We start from the raw sequence: 16,172 nt of genomic DNA, 5'->3' as shown, positions 1-16,172 counted from the left end.
TCGTTCGTCGCACAGCTGCTGGGTTGGGCAATCGTCACTGTCGCGGTCCGGGGGCCCCGCGTTGCGCGAGCTCGCGGCTGGCGTCGAGATAGCTCATCGCACCCCGTGAGCCCGGGTCGTAGTCGATGATCGTCATCCCGTACCCGGGTGCTTCCGACACCTTCACGCTGCGCGGAATCACCGTCCGCAGGACCTTGTCGCCGAAGTGCGCCCGCACGTCGACGGCAACCTGGTCGGCCAGTTTCGTGCGGCCGTCGTACATCGTCAGCACGACTGTCGTCACGTCGAGTTCGGGGTTCAGATGCGACTTCACCATCTCGATGTTGCGGAGCAGCTGTCCCACGCCTTCGAGTGCGTAGTACTCGCACTGGATCGGGATCAGCACCTCGGGTGCGGCGACGAGCGCGTTGATCGTCAGCAGACCGAGAGACGGCGGGCAGTCGATGAAAACGTAGTCGAAGTCGTGGTGCTTCAACTCGGCGAGTGCGGTGCGCAGCCGACCCTCTCGGGCCACCATGCTCACCAACTCGATCTCGGCGCCGGCCAGATCGATGGTGGCCGGAACGCAGAACAACAGCTCATTGTGCGGGCTCTGCTGCAGCGCAGTCTCGACCGAGATCTCCCCGATGAGCACCTCGTACGACGACGGTGTTCCCGGGCGGTGTTCGATGCCGAGCGCGGTGCTGGCGTTGCCCTGTGGATCGAGATCGATGACGAGCGTGCGCGCGCCCTGTAGAGCGAGCGCCGCCGCGATGTTCACCGCGGTCGTCGTCTTGCCGACGCCACCCTTCTGATTCGCAATCGTGAAGATCCGCTGGCGGGCCGGCTTCGGCAAGAGTCCTTCGGCGGCTGCATGCATCAGTCGGACGGCGCGCTCGGCCTCGGCGCCGATCGGAGTGTCGACGTCGTGCGTACCCCACGTTTCACGTGAAACATCTGGGGTGGGCTCCTCGGCCGTTGACGTCACCGCTGTCTCCTTCCCGCCGGAGTCCGACGGCGCCGCTCCTCTTCCAGAAACCCTACGACCACTGTCGCGGGCGGGTCCACGAATTGCGCGCCACACGTCCTCACCTCGATTTCGGTCAGTCCGAGCGCGGCCAGCGATTGGCGATGCTCGTGTACCTCGTCAGCCGCCCGCTCGCCCTTCATCGCAAGCATTCGACCGCCGACCCGCAGCAGTGGCACACTCCACTTAGCGATCTTGTCCAATGAGGCGACCGCACGGGACACGACTGCATCCTGCTCCCCCGCGACATCGCGAACGGATCGATCCTCCGCCCTACCCCGCACGACCACGGATCCCAAACCCAGTTCCGACACCACCTCGCGGAGAAAGTCGCTCCGCCGCAGCAGTGGTTCGATCAGTGTCACGGACACGTCGGCCCGGGCCAGCGCCAACGGTATCCCGGGAAGGCCGGCTCCGCTTCCAATGTCGGCGACGGCCTCCGCCCGGTCCACCACATCCGCTATGGCAGCGCTGTTGAGAATGTGCCGGTCCCAGAGTCGCTCCACCTCGCGGGGCCCAAGTAGACCGCGCTCCACGCCAGCGCCCGCCAGGATCTCGGCATAGCGGATGGCGGCGTCAGCGGCGTCACCGAAGACTGCCGTCACCGCCGCCGGCGGCGCTGGCACCTCCGCATGTTTCACGTGAAACATCCTCCGCCTCGAGTCCCGACACTGGCTCGCACACCGAACTACATCGGTGTAACTCCACGAGTCTCAGTCGACGAGGACGACCACGCGACGCGACGGCTCCACGCCCTCGCTCTCACTGTGCACCCCGTCCACGTCCGCAACGGCGTCGTGCACGATCTTGCGCTCGAACGGGGTCATCGGGGACAGCTCCTCGCGCTCACCCGTCTCGAGCACGCGGTGGGCCACCTTGCTACCGAGGGCGGCCAGCTCGTCGCGACGACGCTTGCGCCACTGCGCGATGTCGAGCATCAAGCGGCTCCGCTCCCCCGTCTTCTGATGGACAGCCAACCGGGTCAGCTCCTGCAGTGCGTCGAGCACCTCGCCCTTGCGACCGACCAACTTGGTCAAGTCGCCACCACCGTCGATGCTCACGACCGCGCGGTCACCCTCGACGTCGAGATCGATGTCCCCGTCGAAGTCCAACAGATCCAGCAGCTCTTCGAGATAGTCGCCCGCGATCTCGCCCTCGGCTACGAGCCGATCCTCGAGATCGCCCGTCCCCCGCGCCGCGTCGCTCGTCGACTCCTCGGCTTCGACGTCCGCGCTCGTGCTCGTCTCGTGGATCTCCTCCACGGACGTCGTCTCTGAATTCGTCATGGATATACCTCTCCCTCGTTCGCGGTCACCCGCGCGTCAACGTTTCCGCTTCTTGGGGCGCGCGCCGGGTTTCGGGGTACGGCTCACCGCCCCGTTCCGCGTCGCGGCATCGCCAGCACTCGCACTCGAGGCAGACGACCCCTGTTCCGTTCCACTGGACTCGACGATCTCCACATCGTCGGCAGACTCACCATCGGGGCGAGCGGCCTTCTTCCGGCTCGGCTTCGCTCCCGGCGCCGGCGCATTCGCCGCACGGCGCTCCAGCGCCTCCTGCTTCTTGGCTTCCTCTTCCTTCTCGATCTTGCCGAACACGTAGTGCTGCTGACCGAAGGTCCAGATGTTGTTGGCGAACCAGTACAGCAAGATGGCCAGCGGAAGGAACGGGCCACCGACGACCACGCCCAGCGGGAACACGTAGAGCGCCAGCTTGTTCATCATCGCGGTCTGCGGGTTGGCGGCGGCCTCCGGCGACTGACGAGCAACCGATGCACGGCTGTTGAAGTAGGTGGCGATGCCGGCGGCAATCATGATCGGGACACCCACGGCGATCACGGCCGGACGGTGGAATTCGGTGAACGCCTCGAGGCCGTGCTTCTGGATCATCGTCGCGCCGAGAGGAGCACCGAACAGGTTGGCGTCCAGGAAGTGTCCGACGTCGGTCGCGCTGAAAAAGTAGTTGCCGAGGCTCTTGTTCTCCTCGACCGAGAGGCCGAGCCGGCCGATACCGGTCTGTGTCCGGTTGAAGGACATCAGCACGTGATACAGACCGAGGAACACCGGAATCTGCGCCAACATCGGCAGGCACCCGAGGATGGGATTGAACCCATGCTCTTTCTGCAGCTTCTGCATCTCCAGCGCCATGCGCTGGCGGTCCTTGCCGTATTTCTTCTGCAGAGCCTTGATCTGGGGCTGCAGCTCCTGCATCTGGCGCGTGGTGCGGATCTGCCGCACGAACGGCTTGTAGAGAATCGCACGCAGGGTGAACACGAGGAACATCACCGACAACGCCCATGCGAAGAAGTTCGAGGGGCCCAGCAGAAACGCGAACGCCTTGTACCAGACCCACATGATCGCCGACACCGGGTAATAGATGATGTCGAGGCTGAAGAAGTTAAACACGCGGCAGACTCTTCCCTTGCTGACTCGGTTGGTCTTCTAGGTCTTCGGGGTTCTCGCAGGGGCCACCGACTGTCACGGCGATGGCGTCACTGTGACGATCACACTCCGGACGGTCGTGACCGGGGGTGCGATCGGGGATGGGGTCCCACCCTCCGTTATGCCATGGTCCGCATTTGAGGAGGCGAATCAGAGCCAGCCAGCTGCCCCGCACCAGACCGAACTCGGTGAGAGCTTCGACGGCGTACTGGCTGCAGGTGGGTGTGAAGCGGCACGTCGGGAGACGCAGCGGAGAGACCGTGGTGCGGTACAGCTGGATCATCCACACGAGGGCGCGCACGGCATGGGAACTCACGGCGCGGGAACTCACGGCGCGGGAACTCATGACGAGGCCTCCGCACGACTTCTTATGCGCCGCAACGCGGTCCGCAGCTGCTGCTCGAGCCGCGGCGACACCGCGTGGCGGCTGCCGGGGAGCGCGCGGATGACCACGCGATCGGCAGCGGTCAGATCGGGAAGAACCGTGCGGGCGACATGGCGAAGGCGTCGAGACACCTGATGGCGTTGGACGGCATTGCCGACCGCTTTGGAGACGACCAAGCCGATCCGCGGTCCGGCTTCCTCGGTCTGATCAGAACGCAGGCAGTACACGACGAGATCGGGCTGCGCCGCCCGCGTCCCCCGACTGACTGTGGCACCGAACTCGGTCGACCTGGTCATCCGGTTCTGTGCCGGAAGCACCGCGTCAGACCTGTGGTCGCGTCACGCAGTGAGTGACTGACGGCCTTTGCGGCGCCGACCGGACACGATGGCACGGCCCGCACGGGTGCGCATCCGCAGCCGGAACCCGTGCACGCGTGCGCGGCGCCGGTTGTTGGGCTGGAAGGTCCGCTTGCCCTTGGCCACGGCAGTCACTCCTTGTTCGTGTGGCCCCCACGCTCTGTCCGTGTCTGACGACGGGCATCACGCTGTCGGCCGTTGGTAAGTTCGGCGGTCTTACTTTGCCGGCGCGGCCACCGGCGGAAACCGGATCGCAGCCGTATCACCACGTGCGGGCGACTGTTCGAGGGTACTGACGAGAATTCGCCGGGTCAAACCTGCACCGGACCGCGGACCAGGGCGACCGGTACCGGAAGAGTCGCACGTCAGGAGCATCACAAACACCACAGCAGTCACGCGGATCTGGAACGATTGCGCCAGGCGGAATTACGCTTCCCCGCAATGTTGCAGAACTGTTGGCACTCGGAGAGAAAACTGTTAGCTTCTGGCAAGGCCGATTCCATGCCGGAACGGCGCAAGGCAACGAAGCGAGGGTCGCTCACTCGGTCGCGAGCCCATCACGTGTCATCGCGTGGTGTTGAGTTCCGACGATTGGCAGCCTCGCTGGTAGACAGCGGACAACGACGGATTCCTGTATTTCCACAACCTGTGGATAACTTTGTGGACAGTTCGTCGTTGTGGTGTGGTCGTCCTCTGGTCGGCCGGTAGGGGGTGGGTGTTCTTGTCAGCCGACCCCGACCCTCCATTCGTCTCGATCTGGAACAACGTCGTCACCGAACTCAACGGTGAACACGGCGCCGCAAACGGCGCCCTCACCCCGCAGCAGCGGGCGTGGCTCAAGCTCGTCCAGCCCTTGGTCATCACCGAGGGGTTCGCTCTATTGTCGGTGCCCACCCCGTTCGTGCAGAACGAGATCGAACGTCATCTGCGGGAGCCGATCATCGCCGCGCTGAGCCGCCAGCTCGGCCAGCGCGTCGAGCTGGGTGTGCGGATCGCCGATCCCGAACCCGATGAGTCCCCCGTCTTCACGCCGGTTCCCGTTCCTGACACCGACGACGACCTCGTCGACGACGACTTGGCCGCCCGCGCCAGCGCCGAGGAGAATTGGCCGAGTTTCTTCGCCAACCGCGGACAGAACGGCACTTCCGACGACGCGACTGCGATCAACCTCAATCGCCGCTACACCTTCGACACTTTCGTGATCGGGGCCTCCAACCGCTTCGCCCACGCCGCGTCGCTCGCCATCGCCGAGGCGCCGGCCCGTGCCTACAACCCGTTGTTCATCTGGGGTGAATCCGGTTTGGGCAAAACACATCTGCTGCACGCGGCCGGCAACTACGCCCAGCGGCTGTTCCCGGGCATGCGGGTGAAATACGTCTCGACCGAGGAATTCACCAACGACTTCATCAACTCCCTGCGCGATGATCGCCGTGCGTCGTTCAAGCGCACCTACCGCGACATCGACGTGCTCCTGGTCGACGACATCCAGTTCATCGAGGGCAAGGACGGTATTCAGGAAGAGTTCTTCCATACCTTCAACACCCTGCACAACGCGAACAAGCAGATCGTCATCTCCTCTGATCGCCCGCCGAAACAGCTCGCGACACTGGAAGACAGGCTTCGGACCCGCTTCGAGTGGGGCCTGATCACCGATGTGCAGCCGCCTGAGCTGGAGACCCGGATCGCGATCCTGCGCAAGAAAGCACAGATGGATCGTCTCGACGTACCCGACGACGTTCTGGAGTTGATCGCCAGCCGGATCGAGCGCAACATCCGTGAACTCGAGGGCGCACTGATCCGCGTGACGGCGTTCGCCTCGCTGAACAAGACGTCGATCGACAAGTCACTTGCCGAAATCGTGCTGCGCGACCTGATTTCCGATTCGTCGACGATGCAGATCAGCACCGCAGCGATCATGGCCGCCACCGCCGAGTATTTCGAGACGAGCATCGACGAACTCCGCGGACCCGGCAAGACCCGCGCGTTGGCACAATCGAGGCAGATCGCGATGTACCTGTGTCGCGAACTCACCGATCTCTCCCTGCCCAAGATCGGTCAGGCGTTCGGCCGTGACCACACCACAGTCATGTACGCGGAGAAGAAGATTCGCGGCGAAATGGCTGAGCGACGTGAGGTCTTCGATCACGTCAAAGAACTCACCACACGGATCCGTCAGCGCGCCAAGCGCTGATCTGCGACCCCCTGTATTTCCCCTAGCCGCCGACGCGCGGCCTCGTGTCGTGCGAACGACACGCCGTCCGTTGTGCTCGCCCTCCGTGGCCTGCCCGAAAAACTTCTCTCTCGTTGGCACCATCAGTCACAGCCACGGCCTGGGGAGCACCTGTGCACAACCTGTCGTCAACCCGGGTACGCAGTGGGGTGTTCTTCCCCAGATCGCGATTCATCCCCAGCCGGCCCGCCTCGTCCCATCATCGATGCACAGATGCCTCACAGCCCTACACGGCGCTGGCCTGCAGGAAACCCCCCGTATCCCCAGCTTGCACAGGACCTAGTACTACTGCTCATTTATCTCTATCAATATCTCTTAGAAGAAGACCCCTGGGGAAAGCACACGGTGGACGGCCCGAGAGGGCCTCTCCGTCGTCGCCCTGTCAGCCCCATCGTTTAGCTTTCAAGTTGGAGTGGAAAGCTCTACGGTGGTTCATCGACAGCCGTTCCGGTCGTCGCAGCGTGTCGTAGCGACGCGATGTGCCCGTCGGAGAAATCGCTGATCAAGGCTTCATCGGGGTGTACATCGAAGGGACGCAACAAACGTGTCGACGTCAACGGTAGGTCTGACGGACTTGAAGTTCCGGCTGAGCCGCGAAGAGTTCGCCGACGCGGTCGCTTGGGTGGCTCGTAACCTGCCGTCGCGGCCGACGGTTCCTGTCCTGGCCGGTGTGCTGCTGACCGGATCCGACGAGGGTCTGACGATCTCCGGATTCGACTACGAAGTTTCCGCCGAAGTGCAGATTGCGGCTGAAATCGCCTCTCCAGGAAGCGTTTTGGTGTCCGGCAGGTTGCTGTCCGACATCGTTCGGGCCCTGCCTGCCAAGCCGGTCGATGTCAGTGTCGAAGGCACCCGCGTTGCGTTGAGCTGCGGAAGCGCTCGATTTTCGCTGCCGACCATGGCAGTCGAGGACTACCCAACGCTGCCCACTCTGCCGGACGAGACCGGTGTCGTCGCGGCGGATCTGTTCGCCGAGGCCATCGGTCAGGTGGCGGTCGCCGCAGGCCGTGATGACACGCTGCCGATGTTGACCGGCATCCGCGTCGAGATTTCCGGCGAGAAAGTCGTTTTGGCCGCCACCGACCGGTTCCGCCTCGCGGTCCGCGAACTGACATGGTCGACGTCCACCCCCGGCGTGGAAGCTGCCGTCCTGGTGCCGGCGAAGACTCTGGCCGAGGCGGCCAAGGCCGGCACCGACGGCAACGAGGTGCACCTGTCGCTGGGATCCGGCCCCACGGTCGGCAAAGAAGGCCTGCTGGGTATCCGCAGCAAGGGCAAGCGCAGCACCACCCGCCTGCTCGACGCCGAATTCCCGAAGTTCCGCCAGCTGCTGCCGACCGAGCACACCGCGGTCGCCACCATCGGGGTCGCCGAGCTGACCGAGGCCATCAAACGTGTCGCCCTGGTGGCCGATCGCGGCGCCCAGGTGCGGATGGAATTCTCCGACGACGTGCTACGGCTCTCGGCCGGCGCCGACGACGTGGGTCGAGCCGAGGAGGACCTGCCCGTCGAGTTCTCCGGCGAACCACTGACCATCGCGTTCAACCCGACGTACTTGACAGACGGACTGGGCTCGCTGCACGCCGGGCGGGTCACGTTCGGATTCACGACGCCCAGCCGGCCTGCGGTGCTCCGCCCGGCGGGCCAGGATGATGTGAGTAGCGACGGCGCGGGACCGTATCCGGCAGCACAGACCGATTACGTCTATCTGCTGATGCCGGTGCGCCTCCCCGGCTGATCGCACGCACCGACAACAGGAGGGCGCTGACATGCAGCTGGGTCTCATCGGCCTGGGCAAGATGGGCTTCAACATGCGGGCTCGCCTCCGCGACGGCGGGCACGAGGTCATCGGATACGACCCTCGACCCGAGGTGTCCGACGTGGCGACCCTCGCCGACCTCGCGGCAGCGTTGCAGGCTCCGCGTGTGGTCTGGGTGATGGTGCCGTCCGGATCCATCACAGATCAGACCATCACCGAGCTGGCCGGCGTGCTCTCGGAGGGCGACCTGGTCATCGACGGTGGCAACTCGCGCTACACCGAGGACAAACCGCACGCAGAACTGTTGGCACAGAAGGGCATTGCGTTCATCGATGCCGGTGTGTCCGGCGGCATCTGGGGCTTGAGCGAAGGTTACGGCCTGATGGTCGGCGGTAGTGACGACGATGTCGTACGAGCCATGCCCATCTTCGACACATTGCGCCCGCCCGGACCGGAGGAAGACGGGTTCGTCCACGTCGGACCCGTCGGCGCCGGGCACTTCGCGAAGATGGTGCACAACGGCGTCGAGTACGCACTGATGACGGCGTACGCCGAGGGCTACGAGATGTTGGCCGCCGAGGACCTGGTGAAGGATCCACAGGCGGTGTATCAAGCCTGGACGAACGGCACCGTGGTGCGTTCGTGGTTGCAGCAGCTGCTGGCCAAGGCGCTCAAGGAAGATCCCAACCTCGACGAGATCAGCGGCTACACAGAGGATTCCGGTGAGGGTCGGTGGACGGTCGAAGAGGCCATCCGGCTGCGGGTACCCGTGCCGAGTATTGCCGCGTCACTGTTCGCGCGGTTCCTGTCTCGCCAGGATGACTCCCCGACCATGAAGGCCGTCGCGGCACTGCGCAACCAGTTCGGCGGACATGCGGTGAAGAGGGTGAGCGAGTCCGGGTGAGCGAGGCGAGCCGGTGTACGTACGTCGCCTCGCGCTGACGGATTTCCGATCGTGGCCGCGGGTGGAGCTCGATCTCGACCCGGGCCGAACTGTCTTCGTCGGATCCAACGGCTTTGGGAAGACGAATCTCGTTGAGGCACTCTGGTATTCGTCCACGCTGGGGTCGCATCGCGTTGCGACCGACGCCCCGCTCATTCGAGAGGGCGCCGATCGGGCGGTGATCTCCACGATCGTCGTCAGTGAAGGACGAGAGCTCGCCATCGACCTCGACATCACATCGGGGCGCGCCAACAAGGCGCGGCTGAATCGCTCCCCCGTCCGGTCGGCCCGCGAAATTCTCGGTGTGTTGCGCGCCGTCCTGTTCGCCCCCGAAGACCTGGCGCTCGTGCGGGGTGACCCCGGGGAGCGTCGGCGCTACCTCGACGAGCTCGCCACCATCCGTCGGCCCCGTATCGCTGGTGTCCGTGCGGATTACGACAAAGTGGTGCGGCAGCGCACCGCGCTGCTCAAAACCGCGTCGGCGGCCCGCTTTCGGGGAGACCGTGGCGCGCTGGAAACGCTCGACGTGTGGGACGGCCACCTCGCGTCACACGGTGCTCAGTTGATCGCGGCGCGGGTCGAGCTGGTGAACGAGCTGGCGCCGGAGGTGGAGAAGGCCTATCAGTTGTTGGCGCCCGCATCGCGGCCGGCGGCCGCTCGATACCGCAGCGGCGTGGAGGTCGTGGAAGCCGAAGCAGCCGTGGGGAACACCGATGTGGAGGTGTTCGAAGCGGCGTTGCTCGACGCGCTGAGTCGGCGCCGCGACGCCGAACTGGAGCGCGGCGTCTGCCTTGTCGGACCCCACCGGGATGATCTGAATCTGAGGTTGGGTGAACAGCCTGCGAAGGGTTTCGCCAGTCACGGCGAGAGCTGGTCGATGGCGTTGGCGCTGAGGTTGGCTGCCTACGAGTTGCTCCGGACAGAGGGAGGCGATCCCGTGCTGCTGCTCGATGATGTCTTCGCCGAACTCGACACCGCGCGCCGTGACGCGCTCGCCCGCGTCGCGGCCACCGCGGAACAGGTGTTGGTGACAGCCGCCGTCCCGGAAGACATTCCGCGCGAATGGGATGCGCGGCGTATCGAGATCACGATGGGCGATGGCGACCAGGGCCGGGTATCGGAGGTGGTGTCATGAGCGACGCAGAGGATCAGCCGGTCGAGCCACCTGCGCACCTGGCTCACCTCAAGGGGATGGATCTCGTGCGCAGGGCACTCGAAGAGGCCAGGGGCGCCGCACGGGAACAAGGCAAGAACGTGGGCCGCGGTCGCACCTCCCCTGCCCCGCGGCGCACCGGAGGCTCCAGCCGGCGTCGGTGGTCGGGCCCCGGACCCGATGAGAGGGATCCGCAGCCCCTGGGTGCGGCGACCAGTGCTGTGGCCCGCAACCGCGGATGGACCGGCCGTGTCGCTGAGGGTGCGGTGTTCGGCCGGTGGCGTGAGGTGGTCGGAGCCCAGATCGCCGATCATGCGGTGCCGGCGTCACTGACCGAGGGTGTGTTGACGGTGACGGCGGAGTCGACGGCATGGGCGACACAGCTGCGGATGGTGCAGGCACAGCTGCTGGCCAAGATCGCCGCGGCTGTCGGAGACGGGGTCGTCACCTCGGTGAAGATCGTCGGTCCGGTGGGTCCGTCCTGGCGGAAAGGCCCGTATCGCGTCCAGGGTCGGGGCCCTCGCGACACCTATGGCTGAGAGCCGCGAGAACGCTGTCGGCAGCTGTGCGAAGCGTCTCGACCTATCTTCTGCCGGAAAAATCGGCGCACGGCGCGATTAGGTGTATCAAAACGCGGTTCCAGTATCAGTCCTGATGCCATGTTTCGGTAGACTGGTCCGAGTGATTCGCGAGGGGGTCGTCAGATTCCCCGTGCAGGCCCCTGCCTGCCCAAGACCAAGGAGACCCGCTCAACGTGGCTGCCCAGAAGAACAATGCTCCCAGCGAGTACGGCGCCGATTCGATCAAGGTGCTCGAGGGTCTGGAAGCGGTTCGCAAGCGGCCCGGTATGTACATCGGTTCCACCGGTGAGCGCGGCCTGCACCACCTGATCTGGGAAGTCGTCGACAACGCGGTCGACGAGGCCATGGCCGGCTTCGCCACCAAGGTCGACGTGCGAATTCTCGAAGACGGCGGCGTACAGGTCACCGACGACGGCCGCGGCATCCCCGTGGCGATGCACGCGACCGGTATCCCGACCATCGACGTCGTCATGACCGTGCTCCATGCCGGTGGCAAGTTCGAAGAGGGTGCCTATCAGGTCTCCGGCGGTCTGCACGGCGTGGGCGTCTCCGTCGTCAACGCGTTGTCGACCAAGCTCGAGGCCGACATCCACAAAGACGGCTTCGAGTGGCACCAAACCTACGACAAGTCGGTACCGGGAACGCTGCGTAAAGGCGAACCGTCCACCAAGACAGGCAGCACGATCCGGTTCTGGGCAGACCCGGACATCTTCGAGACCACCACCTACGACTTCGAGACCATCGCCCGTCGTCTGCAGGAAATGGCGTTCCTCAACAAGGGGCTGACCATCGAGCTGACCGATGAGCGAGTCGCACCCGAAGAGGTCGTCGACGACGTCGTCAGTGATCACGCCGAGGCACCGAAGTCCGCCGAGGAGAAGGCCGCCGAAAAGGCGGCCCCGCAGAAGGTCAAGCATCGGGTGTTCCACTACCCCGGCGGACTGGTGGACTTCGTCAAGCACATCAATCGGACCAAGACCGCGATCCAGCCCAGCGTCATCGACTTCGACGGTAAGGGTCCCGGTCACGAGGTCGAGATCGCGATGCAGTGGAATGCCGGTTACTCCGAGTCGGTCCACACCTTCGCCAACACGATCAACACCCACGAGGGCGGCACGCACGAGGAGGGCTTCCGCGCCGCACTCACCTCGGTGGTGAACAAGTACGCCAAAGACAAGAAGCTGCTCAAGGAAAAGGATCCGAATCTCACCGGCGACGACATCCGTGAAGGATTGGCCGCGGTCATCTCGGTGAAGGTGTCGCAACCGCAGTTCGAGGGTCAGACCAAGACCAAGCTCGGCAACACCGAGGTCAAGTCGTTCGTGCAGAAGATCTGCAACGAGCAGCTCACCCACTGGTTCGAGGCGAATCCAGCTGAAGCGAAAACCGTTGTGAACAAAGCGGTGTCGTCGGCGCAGGCTCGCATGGCCGCGCGTAAGGCGCGTGAGCTGGTGCGTCGCAAGAGCGCCACCGACATCGGTGGTCTGCCCGGCAAGCTGGCGGATTGCCGCTCCACGGATCCCACGAAGTCGGAACTGTATGTGGTGGAGGGTGATTCGGCCGGCGGCTCGGCCAAGAGCGGCCGCGACTCGATGTTCCAGGCGATCCTGCCGTTGCGCGGCAAGATCATCAACGTCGAGAAGGCCCGCATCGACCGCGTGCTGAAGAACACCGAAGTGCAGGCGATCATCACCGCGCTGGGCACGGGTATTCACGACGAATTCGATCTGGCCAAACTGCGCTATCACAAGATCGTGCTGATGGCCGACGCGGATGTCGACGGCCAGCACATCTCGACGCTGCTGCTGACGCTGCTGTTCCGGTTCATGAAGCCGCTGGTGGAGAACGGGCACATCTTCTTGGCGCAGCCCCCGCTGTACAAACTGAAATGGCAGCGCTCCGAGCCTGAGTTCGCCTACTCCGACCGGGAACGTGACGGACTGCTCGAGGCCGGTCGTGCCGCGGGCAAGCGGATCAACGTCGACGACGGCATTCAGCGCTACAAGGGTCTGGGTGAGATGGACGCCAAGGAGCTGTGGGAGACCACCATGGATCCGTCGGTGCGAGTGCTGCGTCAGGTCACCCTCGATGACGCGGCAGCCGCTGACGAGCTGTTCTCCATCTTGATGGGCGAGGACGTCGAGGCCCGGCGCAGCTTCATCACCCGCAACGCCAAAGACGTTCGCTTCCTTGACGTTTAACCCCAGAGGCTGAGGAAACTCCATGACTGACACCACCCTGCCGCCCGGCGACGAAGCCGGCGACCGGATCGAACCGGTCGACATCCAGCAGGAGATGCAGCGCAGCTACATCGACTATGCGATGAGCGTGATCGTCGGCCGCGCACTGCCGGAGGTCCGCGACGGCCTCAAGCCGGTGCACCGCCGCGTGCTCTACGCCATGTTCGACTCCGGTTTCCGGCCCGACCGCGGCCACGCCAAGTCCGCGCGCTCGGTGGCCGAGACGATGGGTAACTATCACCCGCACGGTGATTCGTCGATCTACGACACCCTGGTCCGGATGGCGCAGCCGTGGTCGTTGCGCTACCCGCTGGTCGACGGGCAGGGCAACTTCGGCTCGCCGGGCAACGATCCCCCGGCCGCGATGAGGTACTGCGTCACAGCAGACGCCCAGGTGCGTTTACCGTTCGGGCAGACCGTACGCATCGGAGACGTGGTTCCCAGCGCTCGGCCGAATTCTGACAACGACATCGAGATGAAGGTTCTCGATCGGCACGGCAATCCCGTGGTCGCTGACAAGCTGTTCCATTCTGGTGAGCATCAAACTTTCAGGGTGAGAACCGCTGAAGGCTATGAGGTCACCGGGACGGCGAACCATCCGCTGCTGTGTCTCGTCGACGTGGGTGGTGTGCCAACGCTCTTGTGGAAGCTGATCGAAGAGATCGCGCCGAATGACGTGGCTGTACTGCTCCGCGAATGTACGGATTGTGACGAGATTTCATCGAAATCCGTCATAAACCGTGCACTCGAGAAGCTGCGAACCCTGCATGGCTCCGATCCTGATGTCCGTGCCATCGCCGCTGAACTGACGGATGGCCGCTTTTACTATGCGCGCGTTGCATCTGTAACGGATGCGGGAGTCCAACCGGTGTACAGCCTGCGCGTGGACACCGACGACCACTCCTTCATCACCAACGGTTTCGTCAGCCACAACACCGAAGCCCGGTTGACTCCCCTGGCCATGGAGATGCTGCGTGAAATCGACGAGGAGACAGTCGATTTCATTCCGAACTATGACGGCCGGGTGCAAGAGCCGACGGTTCTGCCGAGCCGGTTCCCGAACCTGCTCGCCAACGGTTCGGGCGGTATCGCCGTCGGTATGGCCACCAACATGCCGCCGCACAATCTGCGTGAGCTGGCCGACGCGGTCTACTGGTGCCTGGAGAATCACGAAGCCGACGAGGAAGCGACGCTCGCCGCGGTCTGCGAGCACGTCAAGGGCCCGGACTTCCCGACCCATGGTTTGATCGTTGGCTCGCAAGGGATTTCGGACACCTACCACACGGGCCGCGGCTCGATCCGGATGCGCGGCGTGGTGGAGATCGAAGAGGATTCGCGCGGGCGGACCTCGCTGGTGATCACCGAACTCCCCTATCAGGTCAACCACGACAACTTCATCACCTCGATCGCCGAGCAGGTGCGCGACGGCAGGCTCACCGGGATCTCCAACATCGAGGACCAGTCCAGCGATCGCGTGGGTCTGCGAATCGTCGTGGAGGTCAAGCGCGATGCGGTCGCGAAGGTGGTGCTGAACAACCTCTACAAGCACACCCAGCTGCAGACCAGCTTCGGCGCCAACATGCTGTCGATCGTGGACGGCGTGCCGCGCACGCTGCGCCTGGATCAGCTGATCCGCCACTACGTCAACCACCAGTTGGACGTCATCGTCCGACGCACGCGCTACCGGTTGCGCAAAGCCAATGAGCGGGCCCACATCCTGCGTGGTCTGGTCAAGGCGCTCGACGCACTCGACGAGGTGATCGCGTTGATCCGTGCGTCGGCCAACGTCGACGTGGCGCGTCAGGGCCTGATCGAGTTGCTCGACGTCGACGAGATCCAGGCCCAGGCGATCCTGGACATGCAGCTGCGGCGCCTCGCCGCCCTGGAACGTCAGCGCATCATCGACGATCTGGCCAAGATCGAGGCCGAGATAGCCGACCTCGAGGACATCCTGGCCAAGCCGGAGCGGCAGCGCGCGATCGTGCGCGACGAGCTCAAGGAGATCGTCGACAAGTACGGCGACGACCGACGTACGCGGATCATCCCCGCCGACGGTGAGGTGGCCGACGAGGATCTGATCGCCCGCGAGGACGTCGTGGTCACGATCACCGAGACCGGTTACGCCAAGCGCACGAAGACCGATCTCTACCGCAGCCAGAAGCGCGGCGGCAAGGGCGTGCAGGGCGCAGGGCTCAAGCAGGACGACATCGTCAATCACTTCTTCGTCTGCTCCACCCACGACTGGATCCTGTTCTTCACCACGCAGGGCCGGGTGTACCGCGCCAAGGCGTACGACCTGCCCGAGGCGTCGCGTACCGCGCGGGGTCAGCACGTGGCCAACCTGCTGGCGTTCCAGCCGGAAGAGCGCATCGCCCAGGTCATCCAGATCAAGGGATACGAGGATGCGCCGTATCTGGTGCTGGCGACCCGCAACGGCCTGGTGAAGAAGTCGCGTCTGGTCGACTTCGACTCGAACCGCTCCGGCGGCATCGTGGCGGTCAACCTGCGTGACGGCGACGAACTCGTCGGCGCGGTGCTGTGTTCCAGTGAGGACGACCTGCTGCTGGTGTCGGCCAACGGCCAGTCGATCCGGTTCTCTGCCACCGATGAGGCACTGCGACCGATGGGTCGCGCCACCTCCGGTGTGCAGGGCATGCGTTTCAACACCGACGATGTCCTGCTGTCGCTCAACGTGGTCCAGCCGGACACGTACCTGCTGGTGGCGACGTCCGGTGGGTACGCCAAGCGCACCGCGATCGAGGAGTACCCCGTCCAGGGCCGCGGCGGCAAGGGGGTGCTGACCATCATGTTCGACAAGCGTCGTGGCACTCTTGTGGGCGCGTTGATCGTCGACGACGAGACCGAGTTGTATGCCATCACCTCAGGTGGGGGCGTCATCCGGACCGCCGCGCGACAGGTTCGCAAGGCCGGCCGCCAGACCAAGGGCGTCCGGTTGATGAACCTCGGTGACGGCGACACCCTGATCGCGATCGCGCGCAACGCCGAAGAGGGCGACGGTACCGACGAGGTCGACACCGACATCGGCGACGAGCCGACGACGCAGGAGTGAGGAGCGGG

The 16,172-nt window shown here is 64.6% G+C and carries 13 protein-coding genes and 1 pseudogene; 7 read left to right on the top strand and 7 right to left on the bottom strand.

What is annotated here, in order from left to right:
• Positions 1 to 34: 34 nt before the first annotated feature.
• The 7 genes from PGN37_RS05255 to rpmH all read right to left on the bottom strand — a co-directional run bounded on the left by PGN37_RS05255 (position 35) and on the right by rpmH (position 4,314).
• A complete protein-coding gene (locus PGN37_RS05255; protein WP_335329966.1) occupies positions 35 to 967 on the bottom strand; it encodes a ParA family protein in 933 nt (310 codons plus the stop codon).
• On the bottom strand, positions 964 to 1,647 hold the full coding sequence (rsmG, locus tag PGN37_RS05250; RefSeq protein WP_335329965.1) for a 16S rRNA (guanine(527)-N(7))-methyltransferase RsmG: 684 nt from the start codon (positions 1,645 to 1,647) through the stop codon (positions 964 to 966). The genes PGN37_RS05255 and rsmG overlap by 4 nt, the downstream gene beginning before the upstream one ends.
• A 72-nt stretch (positions 1,648 to 1,719) precedes the next feature.
• A complete protein-coding gene (locus PGN37_RS05245) occupies positions 1,720 to 2,292 on the bottom strand; it encodes a Jag family protein (protein WP_335329964.1) in 573 nt (190 codons plus the stop codon).
• 36 nt (positions 2,293 to 2,328) lie between these two features.
• Positions 2,329 to 3,360, bottom strand: coding sequence for a membrane protein insertase YidC (gene yidC / locus PGN37_RS05240; RefSeq protein ID WP_335330090.1), 1,032 nt, complete (start codon positions 3,358 to 3,360; stop codon positions 2,329 to 2,331).
• Positions 3,361 to 3,403: 43 nt separating this feature from the next.
• Positions 3,404 to 3,793, bottom strand: coding sequence for a membrane protein insertion efficiency factor YidD (gene yidD / locus PGN37_RS05235; RefSeq protein WP_335329963.1), 390 nt, complete (start codon positions 3,791 to 3,793; stop codon positions 3,404 to 3,406).
• A complete protein-coding gene (gene rnpA, locus PGN37_RS05230) occupies positions 3,790 to 4,149 on the bottom strand; it encodes a ribonuclease P protein component (RefSeq protein ID WP_335329962.1) in 360 nt (119 codons plus the stop codon). The genes yidD and rnpA overlap by 4 nt, the downstream gene beginning before the upstream one ends.
• A gap of 21 nt (positions 4,150 to 4,170) precedes the next feature.
• Positions 4,171 to 4,314, bottom strand: a complete 144-nt coding sequence (gene rpmH / locus PGN37_RS05225; RefSeq protein WP_046365060.1) for a 50S ribosomal protein L34 — start codon at positions 4,312 to 4,314, stop codon at positions 4,171 to 4,173.
• Positions 4,315 to 4,909: 595 nt separating this feature from the next.
• On the opposite strand from rpmH, the gene dnaA reads away from it, so the two are divergent.
• The 7 genes and pseudogenes from dnaA (at position 4,910) to gyrA (ending at position 16,164) form a co-directional block, all read left to right on the top strand.
• Complete coding sequence (dnaA, locus tag PGN37_RS05220) at positions 4,910 to 6,379, top strand: chromosomal replication initiator protein DnaA (protein WP_335329961.1); 1,470 nt, start codon at positions 4,910 to 4,912, stop codon at positions 6,377 to 6,379.
• 583 nt (positions 6,380 to 6,962) lie between these two features.
• Positions 6,963 to 8,156, top strand: a complete 1,194-nt coding sequence (gene dnaN / locus PGN37_RS05215; RefSeq protein ID WP_335329960.1) for a DNA polymerase III subunit beta — start codon at positions 6,963 to 6,965, stop codon at positions 8,154 to 8,156.
• Between the two features lie 16 nt (positions 8,157 to 8,172).
• Positions 8,173 to 9,081, top strand: a pseudogene (gene gnd / locus PGN37_RS05210) (phosphogluconate dehydrogenase (NAD(+)-dependent, decarboxylating)); the annotation flags it as partial.
• Positions 9,082 to 9,094: 13 nt separating this feature from the next.
• Complete coding sequence (recF, locus tag PGN37_RS05205) at positions 9,095 to 10,255, top strand: DNA replication/repair protein RecF (RefSeq protein WP_335329959.1); 1,161 nt, start codon at positions 9,095 to 9,097, stop codon at positions 10,253 to 10,255.
• A complete protein-coding gene (locus PGN37_RS05200) occupies positions 10,252 to 10,812 on the top strand; it encodes a DUF721 family protein (protein ID WP_335329958.1) in 561 nt (186 codons plus the stop codon). The genes recF and PGN37_RS05200 overlap by 4 nt, the downstream gene beginning before the upstream one ends.
• 215 nt (positions 10,813 to 11,027) lie before the next feature.
• Positions 11,028 to 13,055: a DNA topoisomerase (ATP-hydrolyzing) subunit B gene (gyrB, locus tag PGN37_RS05195; RefSeq protein WP_335329957.1), complete on the top strand. Its 2,028-nt coding sequence runs from the start codon at positions 11,028 to 11,030 to the stop codon at positions 13,053 to 13,055.
• A 22-nt stretch (positions 13,056 to 13,077) separates the two neighbouring features.
• On the top strand, positions 13,078 to 16,164 hold the full coding sequence (gyrA, locus tag PGN37_RS05190) for an intein-containing DNA gyrase subunit A (protein ID WP_335329956.1): 3,087 nt from the start codon (positions 13,078 to 13,080) through the stop codon (positions 16,162 to 16,164).
• The last annotated feature ends 8 nt before the right edge of the window (positions 16,165 to 16,172 follow it).

The organism is Mycobacterium kyogaense (assembly GCF_036946525.1).
Taxonomy (GTDB): Bacteria; Actinomycetota; Actinomycetes; order Mycobacteriales; family Mycobacteriaceae; genus Mycobacterium; species Mycobacterium kyogaense_A.
This window is presented reverse-complemented; position numbering and strand designations above follow the sequence as displayed.